The sequence below is a fragment of the Brevundimonas sp. NPDC090276 genome, assembly GCF_044772165.1.
Taxonomy (GTDB): Bacteria; Pseudomonadota; Alphaproteobacteria; order Caulobacterales; family Caulobacteraceae; genus Brevundimonas.
Map to the genome: position 1 here is coordinate 16,483 of NZ_JBIVYK010000003.1, position 12,090 is coordinate 28,572.

13 protein-coding genes are annotated in these 12,090 nt (G+C 66.7%); 2 read left to right on the forward strand and 11 right to left on the reverse strand.

The window, feature by feature from the left end:
* The first annotated feature begins 154 nt into the window (after nucleotides 1-154).
* Complete coding sequence (locus ACIQTU_RS11895; RefSeq protein WP_400547174.1) at nucleotides 155-748, forward strand: GNAT family N-acetyltransferase; 594 nt, start codon at nucleotides 155-157, stop codon at nucleotides 746-748.
* Nucleotides 749-768: 20 nt separating this feature from the next.
* On the forward strand, nucleotides 769-1,947 hold the full coding sequence (locus tag ACIQTU_RS11900; protein WP_400547177.1) for a VWA domain-containing protein: 1,179 nt from the start codon (nucleotides 769-771) through the stop codon (nucleotides 1,945-1,947).
* 25 nt (nucleotides 1,948-1,972) lie between these two features.
* Here the strand turns inward: ACIQTU_RS11900 and ACIQTU_RS11905 are convergent, their stop codons facing one another.
* From ACIQTU_RS11905 to ACIQTU_RS11955, 11 genes are all read right to left on the reverse strand, one after another.
* Complete coding sequence (locus ACIQTU_RS11905) at nucleotides 1,973-2,620, reverse strand: hypothetical protein (protein WP_400547180.1); 648 nt, start codon at nucleotides 2,618-2,620, stop codon at nucleotides 1,973-1,975.
* A gap of 181 nt (nucleotides 2,621-2,801) precedes the next feature.
* Entirely contained in the window at nucleotides 2,802-2,984 is a 183-nt protein-coding gene (locus ACIQTU_RS11910) for a CsbD family protein (RefSeq protein WP_400547183.1), read from the reverse strand.
* 66 nt (nucleotides 2,985-3,050) lie between these two features.
* Nucleotides 3,051-3,506 (reverse strand): NUDIX domain-containing protein, encoded by a 456-nt coding sequence (locus ACIQTU_RS11915; protein WP_400547186.1) that lies wholly within the window; start codon nucleotides 3,504-3,506, stop codon nucleotides 3,051-3,053.
* A gap of 39 nt (nucleotides 3,507-3,545) precedes the next feature.
* Entirely contained in the window at nucleotides 3,546-4,577 is a 1,032-nt protein-coding gene (locus ACIQTU_RS11920) for a sensor histidine kinase (protein WP_400547189.1), read from the reverse strand.
* Nucleotides 4,574-4,996: a response regulator gene (locus ACIQTU_RS11925; RefSeq protein ID WP_400547192.1), complete on the reverse strand. Its 423-nt coding sequence runs from the start codon at nucleotides 4,994-4,996 to the stop codon at nucleotides 4,574-4,576. Before ACIQTU_RS11925 ends, ACIQTU_RS11920 begins: the two co-directional genes overlap by 4 nt.
* Nucleotides 4,993-6,525, reverse strand: a complete 1,533-nt coding sequence (locus tag ACIQTU_RS11930; protein ID WP_400547195.1) for a CHASE3 domain-containing protein — start codon at nucleotides 6,523-6,525, stop codon at nucleotides 4,993-4,995. Before ACIQTU_RS11930 ends, ACIQTU_RS11925 begins: the two co-directional genes overlap by 4 nt.
* Nucleotides 6,526-6,580: 55 nt before the next feature.
* Nucleotides 6,581-8,662: a flagellar biosynthesis protein FlhA gene (flhA, locus tag ACIQTU_RS11935; protein ID WP_400548958.1), complete on the reverse strand. Its 2,082-nt coding sequence runs from the start codon at nucleotides 8,660-8,662 to the stop codon at nucleotides 6,581-6,583.
* Between the two features lie 68 nt (nucleotides 8,663-8,730).
* Nucleotides 8,731-9,639 (reverse strand): class A beta-lactamase, encoded by a 909-nt coding sequence (gene bla, locus ACIQTU_RS11940; RefSeq protein ID WP_400547198.1) that lies wholly within the window; start codon nucleotides 9,637-9,639, stop codon nucleotides 8,731-8,733.
* Nucleotides 9,640-9,643: 4 nt separating this feature from the next.
* Nucleotides 9,644-11,056, reverse strand: a complete 1,413-nt coding sequence (locus ACIQTU_RS11945) for a sigma-54 interaction domain-containing protein (protein ID WP_400547201.1) — start codon at nucleotides 11,054-11,056, stop codon at nucleotides 9,644-9,646.
* A gap of 44 nt (nucleotides 11,057-11,100) precedes the next feature.
* A complete protein-coding gene (fliN, locus tag ACIQTU_RS11950; protein ID WP_400547203.1) occupies nucleotides 11,101-11,433 on the reverse strand; it encodes a flagellar motor switch protein FliN in 333 nt (110 codons plus the stop codon).
* Nucleotides 11,433-12,089, reverse strand: a complete 657-nt coding sequence (locus tag ACIQTU_RS11955; protein ID WP_400547206.1) for a flagellar assembly protein FlbE — start codon at nucleotides 12,087-12,089, stop codon at nucleotides 11,433-11,435. The genes fliN and ACIQTU_RS11955 overlap by 1 nt, the downstream gene beginning before the upstream one ends.
* Between the last annotated feature and the right edge of the window lies 1 nt (nucleotide 12,090).

The following is a 12,090-nucleotide window of genomic DNA, read 5'->3' on the forward strand; positions in this document are numbered from 1 at the left end:
AGTGCGGGAGACGTCATAGCACGGGGAGCGGCCTGTGAAATCAAGGCTTTGGCGTCCCTCAATCCCCCCGATTGCGGTTGACGGGGCCAGCGTTTCGTCCGCCCCTTGGATGATGGTGGTAGCTCTCGCCGCGCGCCCCTGCAACCACCAAGCGATGACACCCTCGCGAGCGGGCTCTGCGGCCTCGACCGGCGCGGCTCCGGGCGCTATGGCCGAGGCCATGACCGAAGCCCTGATCCGCCCCGCCCGCCCTGAAGACGCCGCCGCCCTGGCCGTGCTGGGGCGACAGACGTTTGTGGACACCTTCGTCGAGGGCTTCGGCATCCCCTACCCCGCCGCCGACCTGGCCGGCTTCCTCGACAAGAGCTTCAGCGTCGAGACCCTCCAGACCAAGCTGGCCGAGCCCGGCGCCGCCTGGTGGGTGGCTGATCGCGACGGCGAGATCCTGGGCTTCGCCAACACAGGGCCCAACACCCTGCCCCATCCCGACGCCCGCCCCAGCCATGCCGAACTGCGCCGCCTCTACATCGGCCGCGACGCGCAGGGTCTGGGCCTGGGCACCAAGCTGCTCAAACTGGCGCTGGAATGGATGGAGACCCACACCGACGGCCCCCTATGGATCGGCGTCTGGAGCGGCAACGAAAAGGCGCAGAAGCTGTATGCCGCCTACGGCTTCGAGAAGGCCGGCGAGTACGACTACCCGGTCGGCGCCTGGAACGACCACGAGTTCATCTTGCGGCGCGGCTGATCGCGGCCCAGTCTGCTCCCATGCTCCTGCCCTTCTTCACCGCCCTGCGCGAAGCCCGTGTTCCGGTTTCGCTGAAGGAATGGCTCCATCTGATGGAGGCCATGGACAAGGACGTGGCCGGGCGGGACGTCGAGGCCTTTTATCACCTGTCGCGGGCGGTGCTGGTCAAGGACGAGAAGCACTATGACCGGTTCGATCAGGTGTTCGGCAAGGTGTTCAAGGGGCTGGAGACGGTCGGGGCGGGCGAGGACCTGACCACCGACATTCCCGAGGACTGGCTGCGGCTGCTGACCGAGAAGTTCCTGACCGACGAGGAGAAGGCTCAGATCGAGGCTCTCGGCGGCTTCGACAAGCTGATGGAGACGCTGAAGCAGCGTCTGGAAGAACAGAAGGGCCGGCACGAGGGCGGCAACCGCTGGATCGGCACCGGCGGCACCAGCCCCTTCGGCCACGGCGGCCATAATCCCGAGGGCGTCCGCATCGGCGGGCCGGGCAAACAGGGCCGCGCGGTCAAGGTCTGGGAAAAGCGCGAGTACAGGAACCTGGACGACACGGTCGAGCTGGGCACCCGCAACATCAAGGTCGCCCTGCGCCGCCTGCGCCGCTTCGCCCGCGAAGGCGCGGCCGAGGAACTGGATCTGGACGGCACCATCGACGGCACGGCGCGTCAGGGCTGGCTGGACATCCAGATGCGGCCCGAGCGGCGCAACACCATCAAGGTCCTGCTGTTCCTCGACATCGGCGGATCGATGGATGGCCATATCAAGCTGTGCGAGGAGCTGTTCTCGGCGGCCAGGACCGAGTTCAAGAACCTGGAGTTCTTCTACTTCCACAACTGCCTCTATGAAGGAGTGTGGAAGGACAACCGGCGGCGGCACAACGAGAAGATCCCGACCTGGGACGTGCTGAACAAATACCCCGGCGACTGGCGGGCCATCTTCGTCGGCGACGCCACCATGAGCCCGTATGAGATCACCATGCCGGGCGGCTCGGTCGAGCACTGGAACGAGGAGGCCGGGGCCGTCTGGCTGAAACGCGCGCGTCAGCAGTGGGACAAGTCTGTCTGGCTGAACCCCGTCACCGAGCGCTACTGGAGCTACACCCAGTCGGTCGGCCTGATCCGCGAGGTCATGGATCAGAGGATGTTCCCCCTGACGCTGGACGGGCTGGACAAGGCCATGCGGGCGCTGACGAGGTAGGGCTACCGTCGGCCCCGTTGCGGCGCTAGACCTTTTTGCACTCAATCCACCGCGCCGCGAGCTCGAAGAAGCTCACCATTCTTCCGTCCGAAGCGACGCGGGCGGGGCCGCCCCAAGTTTTGATGGCAATCGCGAGCTTGCAGAGCGCATCTGCCTCCTCATCACGCCCCGCCATAATTAGTGCGGCTACTTGGTTGGCCGATACCTGCCCAGCGGCCGGAGCCGTGAAGGCGATGAAATCGTCTAATGTTAGCGCCTCAACACGAGTGCGCAGCGATGTCAAAAAAATCTCTGCTGCTTCAATCATTTCTCCAAGATTACCGTCACGCTCAATAGAAGAGGTATACATGGGAATGACTAAGCAGTGAGGGCCCCGAGCGCGCAGCGACAATGGCGCTTCATCCAACCCATTAAAGCCCATAATTCGACTGATAAGGTCATCAATATAGAATGGCTTAAATGTTGCTGTGATTTCAGAGCGATTTCGTTCGGTCGATATTTGAGGATCAACATAGACAAACCATTCGCCAATTTGCTTGAACGATGTAGGCCTGATGTAACCCCAGCCTGCTGCTTTGGCTCTCGGCTTCCATGCCGCATCGAACGACTTCGCGAGTTCGCGACGCATACGCCTTTCGGCGCTACTCAATTTATCTGCGGTCCCGCCAGCCACCGTTAACTCCCAGCCTCAAGGCCCCACGGTAGCGCTTAAATATAACGCCAACAATCTTAGCCATTGCGGACATTCGCTATCGCCCCCTTCACAGTCAGTGACTGACACGGCCAGGCTAAAACGGACGTGAAAAGGCCGCCGCCCTGTGAGGGCGACGGCCTGATCGGCGCAAACGGGGGTCTTAGTGGCGATCGCCGCGCAGGGTGTCCTTGAGGCCGCCGACGGCGTTCTGGACCTTGCCGGCGACCTGATCGGCGCGGCCTTCGGCTTTCAGCTTTTCGTCGCCGGTCAGCTTGCCGGCGGCTTCCTTGATCTTGCCGCCGATGTTCTTGGCGGCGCCTTCGACACGGTCATGATCAGGCATGAGAACCCTCTGTACTGACGCCGTCGGACTGGCGGCGCTTGGACAGAAACAACCATTCGCGGTCGGTCAGGTTCCCTGGATTTTCGAACGCAGCCACTTGGCCACGGCCCAGGCGTGGGCTTCGTGGCGCAGGCGGGAGACGGCGTCCAGCGGATCCAGCCAGACCAGTTCGTGGTCGGCCTCGCACTGGGTCGAGGCGTCGAAACCAGTGACGCGTACGGTCCAGAAGCCGCCGGCGTTGTTGACCGGCGAGCCGTCAGTGCGGCGGAAATACTGGGCGGCTTCGGTCAGGCGATCTTCCGGCTCGACGATCAGGCCGGTCTCCTCGGCGAACTCGCGGACCAGGGCCTGTTGTTCGCTTTCCTCGCCGTCGACGGCGCCGCCGGGCAGATCGAAATAGCTGCCCTCCCCCCGGTCAACGCGCACGCAGGCCAGCTTGCCGTCCTGTTCGACCAGACCGAAGGTCGCGGCGCGGTGGATGTAGTCGAGGCCGGGTCGGGCCGTTCCAAACTGAAGTTTCATTGAGGCAGACTAACGCGCGCCGAAGCCGAAGCGAAAGGCCTAAAGATCGAAGACCAGTTGCGCCCGCACGCCGGGGTGATCGACGTCGAACTCGACCGCCGAACGCAGGCCCCCGGCCATGGCGGACACGATCTTGGCGCCCAGGCCGGTGCCCTTGGGCGCGCCGTCGCCGAGGCCAGGGCCGTCGTCCTCGACGGTCAGGATGGCCCGGCCCTCGGTCGCGGCTTCCAGGACGACGCGGATCTCGCCGCCCTCGCCCGGCTCATAGGCGTATTTGACGGCGTTGGTGACCAGTTCGGTGACGATGACGCCCAGCGATACCGCCTGATCCGTGGTGACCCGCATGGGCTCGGCGCGCAGGGTCAGACGGGGCGAACCGTCGCCCGGCCCGACCGACTTGCCCAGTTCATCGACCAGGCCGATCAGGTATTCATCCATAGCCACGGTGGCGAGGTCGGACGAGGTGTAGAGGCGGCGGTGGACGTGGGCCACGGCCTCGATCCGCACCTGGGCCTCGCGCAGGGCCGAGCGCGCGCCCTCGTCGGCCAGTTGGCGCAGTTGCAGGGAGATGAAGCTGGACACCAGTTGCAGGGAGTTGCCGACGCGGTGATTGACCTCGCGCAGCATGGCCTCGGCGCGGTCGCGCGCCAGACGGACCTCTTCCTGGGCCAGCTCGTTCTCGCGCTCCAGACGACGGCGCAGCAGGGCGTCCTCGATGGCCGAGCGCAGCAGGGCGGTGAAGTCCTCGGACACGTCCTTGATGACATAGTCGGCGGCGCCGGCGCGCAGGGCGGCCACGGCGATGCGTCCGTCCTGGGCCCCGGTGACATAGACCACCGGCGGCGGGCTCGGCAGGGCCAGGATGTCGGGCAGGACGTCCAGCCCCTCGCGACCGGGCATGTAGTGGTCCAGGGCGCAGACGTCGAACTCGCCCGCCTGCAGGGCGGCGTAGCCCGCGTCGGCGTCGGGGGCGCAGGTCACCTCATAGCCGTGGCGGCCCAGCTCTTTCTGGACCAGGCGCGACAGGCCGCGGTCGTCGTCGATGTAGAGCAGGCGGATGGGGGGGCTCAAATCTCGGGTGCCTGCATGACGGAGAGGAAGAGGCCCAGTTGCTGGATGGCGCCGGCGAAGGCTTCGTAGTCGACCGGCTTGGTGATGTAGACGTTGCAGCCCAGGTCGTAGCAGCGCTGGATTTCGATCTTGTCGTCGGTCGTGGTCAGGATGACGACGGGGGCGCGGCGCAGGCGCTCGTCCGACTTCACCTTCTCCAGAATATCGGTGCCCGACATGTCCGGCAGGTTAAGGTCCAGCAGGATCAGCAGTGGGCCGTGGGCCAGAACCTCGTCGCTGAACAGATAGTTCAGGGCCGCGTCGCCATGATCGAAATGAACAATGTCGTTGGCGATGTTGGCGCGGCGAATGTTCTTTTCGATGAGCTTGGCGTGGCCGTGGTCGTCTTCGACCATGACGATCTTCACGGAGTGGCTCATAGATTATCTCCTGCGTCCCCCGACACGATCAATCGTGTGGGGAATTTCAGATGGAATGTCGAGCCTTGTCCCAGCTCGGATTCCAGCTCCATCACTCCGCCCAGACGGCGCACATTGTTGCGCACGAAGGCCAGACCCAGGCCCTCCCCCGGCTGATCCTGCTTTCCGGCCCGGCGGAACAATTCGAAGATGCGTTCATGGTCGCGCGACGAGACGCCGCGCCCGTTGTCGGTGATGCGGTAGTGGACGCGTCCGTCGCCGGTCAGTTCCCCGTCGACCACGATGCGGACGGGACGGCCGGGCTGCTGATACTTGACCGCATTGTCCAGCAGGTTGCCGAAGATCTGCTCGATCGACAGGCGGTCGCTTTCCAGCCTCGGCAGGTCGCGCACGATGATCTCGCCGCCGCTCTCTGCAACCTGATGATGCAGGCTGTCGGCGATGGACTGGACCACGGTCGTCATCGGCAGGACCTCGGGCACCAGGGTCCGCCGCCCCTCGCGCGACAGCTTGAGAATGGCGTTGATCAGCCCGTCCATCTTCGCTGTCGAGGCGCGGATGAAGCCGACCGCCTCGGGCACGTCCTCGCGCACGGCGCGCAGGGCTTCAGGCTCGATGTCCTCGGGGTGGCGCTGGGCCAGGGTGGTCAGCTGGTGGTCGAAGACCTTGCCGACCTGCTCCAGTTCGGAGGTGTAGCCCATGACGTTGACCAGGGGCGCGCGCAGGTCGTGGCTGACGATATAGGCGAAGCGCTGGATTTCCTCATTGGCGCGGGTCAGGTCGGCGGTGCGGTCGCGGACCTGATTCTCCAGTCCGGCGTTGACGCGGTCCAGCTCCAGATGCGCGGCCTCGATCTCCTCGACATAACGGCGCACCAGCCAGACGCTGATGCCGGCCAGGATCAGGATCAGCACCCCCGCCAGGGCGTTGACCGAGACGGTCACGGCCGAAGCGCGCTCGGACTGGCGGGTGCGCTCGACCAGACGCTGGGCCTCGACGGCGTCGATGGCGGTCAACTCAATCCGCATCTGATCCATCAGGGCCTTGCCCTGGCCGCTGCGGATCAGGGACACGGCCTCGCCGATCCGGCCCGTGCGGGTCAGGGCGATGGTCTTGTCCATCAGGGCCATACGTTGGTGATAGAGGGTCTCGACCCGCGCGATGCGGGGCTTCAACTCCTTGTCGTCGCCAATCAGGTCCTCCAGCCGCGCCAGCACGGTCGGAAGCTCGGCCACGGCGCGGTTATGGACGCCCAGGTATTCAGCCCGCGCCGTCAGCATGAAGCCGCGCTGCCCCGTCTCGGCGTCGGCCAGAAGGCTGAGCACGTCCTTGGACGCCAGGCGCACCTGCTGGCTGTGGTCGACGGTGTCGTTATAGGTCGACGTCCGCTGGATCATGACGAAGGTGGCCGTGTTCACCGCCAGCAGCAGCAGGATGGCCAAGGCCAGAAGGGCGATGATCGAACGACTGAGCGTCGGCGTGCGCAGGAAGGCGCCAAAGGTCCGAAGGGCCGGCCGGATGCGATTCATATTTCGAGCATCCGCGACCGAACCCCTTGAGTCCAGTCGTTAACCTCGATCCCGGTCAGACGGTGCCGACGGTCCGCAGGCGGGCCTTGGGGTGGACCTCGTTCTGGCTCATCACCACGGTCTGACCGCGGAAGCGCTCGATGATCGAACGGACATAGGGACGGACCTGGGGTCCGGTCAGCAGGACCGGGTTCTCGCCCGCCATGGCGGCGCGCTCGAAGACGTCGCGGACGTTGCGGATGAAGTCCTGCAGGCGGCTGGGTGCCATGGCCAGTTGCTTGTCCTCGCCCGGGCCGATCAGGCTCTCGGCGAAGGCCTGCTCCCAGTCGGGCGACAGGGTGATGATCGGCAAGGCGCCGTCGTCGCCGCGATTGGCCCAGCACAGTTGGCGCGCCAGACGAGTGCGAACGTGCTCGACCAGGGTAGTGACGCTGGTGGTGTGCGGCGCTGCCTCGGCCAGGCCTTCGAGGATGGCGGGCAGATCGCGGATCGAGACCTTCTCGCGCAGCAGGCTCTGCAGCACGCGCTGCAGGGTGGTGACGGTGACGACCGTGGGGATCAGTTCCTCGATCAGCTTGGTCTCTTCGCCCTTCAGTTCGCTCAGCAGCTTCTGCACCTCGGCGTAGGAGAGCAGTTCGGCCATGTTCTCCTTGAGGATCTCGGTCAGGTGCGTGGTCAGCACCGTCGAGGGGTCCACCAGGGTGTAGCCGCGGAACGTGGCCTCTTCGCGCAAGGATTCGTCAATCCAGGTGGCGGGCAGGCCAAACGCAGGTTCGCGCGTGTGCTCGCCGGGCAGCTCGACCTGACGGCCCGCGGGGTCCATGGCCATCAGGGATGACAGACGCACCTCGCCGGCCCCGGCCTCCATCTCCTTGATGCGGATGGCGTAGCCCTGATTGGGCAGGCGCATATTGTCGAGGATGCGGACGCTGGGCATGACGAAGCCGTACTCCTGGGCCAGCGAGCGGCGCAGGGCGCGGATCTGATCGGTCAGGCGGCGGCCTTCCAGGTCGTTGATCAGGGACAGCAGGGCGTAGCCCAGCTCGATCTTGACCTCGTCGATGGTCAGGGCGGTCGAGATCGGCTCCTCGACGTCTTCCTTGGGCTTGCCCAGGTCCACGGCCTCGACCGGCGCCGGCTTCAGGCGGTCACGTCCCAGCTTCCAGGCCATGAAGCCCGAGCCCAGGGCCAAGGCGGCGAAGGGGATCAGGGGCATGCCGGGGATCAGGCCGATCAGGCCCGCTGCGCCGGAGACGACGCCCAACGACACCGGGTTGCTGGCCAACTGGCTGACCAGGGCCTTGTCCGCCGAGCCCTCGACGCCCGCCTTCGACACCAGGAAGCCGGCGGCGACCGAGACGATGATGGCCGGAATTTGGGTCACCAGACCGTCGCCGACCGTTAGCTGGACATAGGTGTTGGCCGCCTCGCCCACCGGCATGCCGTGTTGCAGCACCCCGATCAGCAGGCCGCCGATGGCGTTGATGAAGGTGATGATCAGACCGGCCACGGCGTCGCCGCGCACGAATTTGGAGGCGCCGTCCATGGCCCCGAAGAAGGTGGATTCCTGTTCCAGCTCCTTGCGGCGCAGCTTGGCCTGGTCCTCGGTGATCAGGCCCGACGACAGGTCGGCGTCGATGGCCATCTGCTTGCCCGGCATGGAGTCCAGGGTGAAGCGGGCCGAGACCTCGGCGATACGGGTCGAGCCCTTGGTGATGACGACGAAGTTCACCACCAGGATGATGGCGAAGATGATCACCCCGATGATGAAGTTGCCGCCCATCATCAGCTCGCCGAAGGCGTTGATGACCTGACCCGCGCTGTCGTGGCCTTCCTGGCCGTGAGTCAGGATCAGGCGCGTCGAGGCCAGGTTGAGGCCCAGACGGTACAGGGTCGAGACCAGCAGGACCGTCGGAAAGATGGCGAAGTCCAGCGGCCGCTTCATCATCACGGCCGTCATCAGGATCAACACGCTGGAGACCAGCGAGATGGCCAGCAGCAGATCCAGAAGCATCTTCGGGATCGGCAGGATCAGCAGCATGATGACCGCGATCACGCCGACCGCCAGCCCCACGTCGCCGCGCAGCAGCCAGCCAAGCGCGTCGCGCCCGGTGGGGCGCGCGTAGCCGTCCTTCATCAGGATCGGCGCATCAACCATGGCGAATGGCGAAGATCATCCCGCCTGATGACAGGATTCGCGTGGTCTCAGCCATGCCCCAGCGCCTTGAGCGCCAGACGGGTGGCGTCGGCGATGACCGCTTCGCGCTGGGCGTCGGTCGAATCCCGCGTGGCGTGGAAATAGACGGCGATGACGATGGGGGCGCCGTCCGGACGCTGGATCAGGCCGATGTCGTTGGTCGGGCCATAGCCGCCCGAGCCGGTCTTGTGCGCCACGGTCCAGCCTGCAGGCACACCGGCCTTGATGCGGCCCTGCCCCGTCGGGGTGTCGGTCATCCAGCGCATCAGCAGGATCTTGGAGGCCGCATTCAGTGGGGTGTCGGGCGAGACCAGCAGACGGCTGATGTTCTCCACTGACTGGATCGGGGTGATGGTGTCCTTGTCGCCGTCGAAACGGTTCATCTCGGGCTCGAGACGGTCGACGCGGGTGCTGTCGTCGCCGATGCCGCGATAGAAGGCGCGCAAGGACTCCAGCCCGCCCATCTCGCGGATCAGGATGTTGGCGGCGGGATTGTCGCTCAGCTCGACCGTGGCCTGCATCAACTGCTCGACCGTCAGGGTCGAACCCACCGCCTTTTCCGTGGTCGGGGCGTGGTTGATCATGTCGGCGGCGGTGATCGGGATGGCGCGATCCAGTTGCTCCTGCCCTGCCTGCACCCGCAGCAGGGTGGCGGCGGCCAGATACATCTTGAAGGTCGAGCAATAGACGAAGCGCTCGTCGCCGCGCCAGGCGGCGTTGGTCGCTCCCGAGGCGACGGCCAGGCCCAGTCGCCCGCCGTGGCGGGCTTCCAGATCCGACAGGTCCAGATCCAGCGTCCCGACATCGGCCTCGATATCGGCGTCCAGATCGGTCTCGGCGGACTTCACCTCACGCGAGCAGGCGGCGAGCATCAGCGCGCCCGCACCCAGCAGAACCGTCCGGCGGTCGGCGCGCATGAGCCTAGCCCGCCGCGCCGTAGGCGGCGGCGACGCCCGACTGGGGCGCCGGGATGGGCGTGCCCTCGTCGGCGTACTCGTTCAGCTTGTTGCGCAGGGTGCGGATCGAGATGCCCAGGATGGTCGCCGCATGGGTGCGGTTGCCCAGGCAGTGGTTCAGGGTGTCGAGGATCAGGGTCTTTTCCATCTCGGCCACGGTCTGACCGACGAAGCTACGGGTCATGGCGTCGGCCATCTGGGCCGCGTGACCGGCGACGCCGGCGTCGTAGGTCGAGGCGGCCGGCGACGGCGCGGCCGAGCCGCCTTCCAGCAGGGGACGGCCGTCCGGCAGACGGATGGCGTCGACGTCGATTTCAGGCCCTGTCGCCAGCAGGACGGCGCGGTGCATGGCGTTTTCCAGCTCGCGCACGTTGCCGGGCCAGCGGTGGCCGACGAGGGCGCGGCGGGCGTCGATCGAAATCGGGCGCGGCGGCACGCCGTTGGCGGCGGCGTATTTGCGGATGAAGTGGTCGCACAGGACGGCGATGTCGCCCGGGCGTTCGCGCAAGGACGGCAGGCGCAGGTTCACCACGTTCAGGCGGTACAGCAGGTCTTCGCGGAAGGTCCCCTCGGCCACGGCCTTTGCCAGGTCGCGGTTCGAGGTGGCGATGATGCGGATGTTGACCGGCACGGGCTTGGAGCCGCCGACGCGGTCGATGACCCGCTCCTGAATGGCGCGCAGCAGCTTGGCCTGCAGGCGGGCGTCCATCTCGCTGATTTCGTCCAGCAGCAGGGTGCCGCCGTCGGCCTCTTCGAACTTGCCGATGCGGCGGGCCACGGCGCCGGTGAAGGCGCCCTTCTCGTGGCCGAACAGCTCGGATTCCAGCAGGTTGTCGGGGATGGCGGCGCAGTTGACGCTGATGAAGGGCTTGTCGGCGCGCTTGGACCCGGTGTGCAGGTGACGAGCCATCACCTCCTTGCCGACGCCGCTTTCGCCGGTGATCAGGATCGAGGCTTCGGAGCGCGCCACCTGATCGGCCAGGCCGATGACGGCCTTCATCGCCGGGTCGGCCGAGATCATCGGGCGCTCGTCGTCGGCCACGGCCGAGAGGACGGCGGCGATCAGGTCCGCCTCGGGCGGCAGGGGGATGAACTCCTTGGCCCCGGCGCGGATGGCGTCGGCGGCTTCACGCGCGTCGGCGTCCACGCCGCAGGCCACGACCGGGACATGGATGCGCTCGGCGTCGTTGGCGGCGATCAGGGCGGCGATGTCGATGCGGTAGTCGACCATCATCAGGTCGGCCCCCTGCCCGCGACGCAGTTGCTCGGTCGCCTGATCGGCGCGTTCAACGTGCTGGACCTTGGCGCCGTGCGCCATGGCCATCTTCACCGCCGTCGCCAGCTGTCCGCTGAGCCTGCCAACCACCAGAAGCCGCATGGGTCTTCTCCCTTAGAACTCTATTCCGAAAACAGGGCGGCCGCTCAGGCGCCCTTGTCCTCGGTCTTGATGATTTCCGTCATGGTCACGCCCAGACGGTCCTCGACGACGACGACCTCGCCGCGCGCCACCAGGCGGTTGTTGACGAAGATGTCGATGGCCTCGCCGACCTTGCGGTCCAGCTCCAGTACACTGCCGCGATTCAGCTTCAGCAGTTGGGCGACCGACATGTGAGCCTTGCCCAGGACGGCCGAGATATTGACCGGGACGTCGAAGACGGTGGCCAGGTCGGCGGCGGACTTGTCGCCGCCCTCGTCGGCGAGGGTCAGGGCGGTGGAGTCGCCGAACTCTTCCAGCGAGAGATCGTCGGTGGCCATCAGAAGGCGCTCCTGTCGAGGGATTCAGCATGTCCGGCCTCGGCCGCAAGCGCGGCCTCCAGCGCGGCGGAGACGCGGGCGGCGACGCCCTCGGGATCGAACTCGGCCCGGCCGTCGGCCCATTCCAGGGCGAAGGCGGCGACCGGCGCGCCGACGTCCTCGCGGAAGGCGATCAGACCGGTGAAGCCCGCGTCGGCGCACAGGGCCTCGATATGGGCGCGTGTCGTCTCGTCCAGACCCGAGGCCCGGACCAGCAGGCGCGGCGAGGCGTCGATTTCCTGACCCAACTGCTCGATGGCGGCTTCCAGCGGGCGGCGCGGGAAGCGGTCGAAGGCGGCGGAGGCCAGGACGCGGGCGGCGGCGAGCGACAGCTCGGCCGACTGGCGGCGGTGGGCTTCGGCGATGGTGCTGAGGGCGCCCGCCGCATGGGCCGCGTGCTGGGCCAGGGTCGACAGGGCGTCGGCGCGCAGGGCCTCGACCTCGGCCAGGGCCTGCTGGCGCGCTTCCAGACGGGCCTGGGCGACCAGGGCGTCGACCTCGGCCGGGGCGAAGGACCGCTTCACCGGCTGCCAGGCCGAGGGGCGGACGACGTCGCCGGCCGCGTCGAACTCGGTGTCGAAGATGAAGGGACGGGCGGTGGAGGGCATGGCGGTCATG

Coding starts and splice junctions, on each gene's coding strand:
- ACIQTU_RS11955 (WP_400547206.1), bottom strand. CDS start 12,089: ATGACCGCCATGCCCTCCACCGCCCGTCCCTTCATCTTCGACACCGAG.
- fliN (WP_400547203.1), bottom strand. CDS start 11,433: ATGGCCACCGACGATCTCTCGCTGGAAGAGTTCGGCGACTCCACCGCC.
- ACIQTU_RS11895 (WP_400547174.1), top strand. CDS start 155: ATGACACCCTCGCGAGCGGGCTCTGCGGCCTCGACCGGCGCGGCTCCG.
- ACIQTU_RS11910 (WP_400547183.1), bottom strand. CDS start 2,984: ATGCCTGATCATGACCGTGTCGAAGGCGCCGCCAAGAACATCGGCGGC.
- ACIQTU_RS11930 (WP_400547195.1), bottom strand. CDS start 6,525: ATGAATCGCATCCGGCCGGCCCTTCGGACCTTTGGCGCCTTCCTGCGC.
- flhA (WP_400548958.1), bottom strand. CDS start 8,662: ATGAAGGACGGCTACGCGCGCCCCACCGGGCGCGACGCGCTTGGCTGG.
- ACIQTU_RS11945 (WP_400547201.1), bottom strand. CDS start 11,056: ATGCGGCTTCTGGTGGTTGGCAGGCTCAGCGGACAGCTGGCGACGGCG.
- ACIQTU_RS11925 (WP_400547192.1), bottom strand. CDS start 4,996: ATGAGCCACTCCGTGAAGATCGTCATGGTCGAAGACGACCACGGCCAC.
- bla (WP_400547198.1), bottom strand. CDS start 9,639: ATGCGCGCCGACCGCCGGACGGTTCTGCTGGGTGCGGGCGCGCTGATG.
- ACIQTU_RS11915 (WP_400547186.1), bottom strand. CDS start 3,506: ATGAAACTTCAGTTTGGAACGGCCCGACCCGGCCTCGACTACATCCAC.
- ACIQTU_RS11900 (WP_400547177.1), top strand. CDS start 769: ATGCTCCTGCCCTTCTTCACCGCCCTGCGCGAAGCCCGTGTTCCGGTT.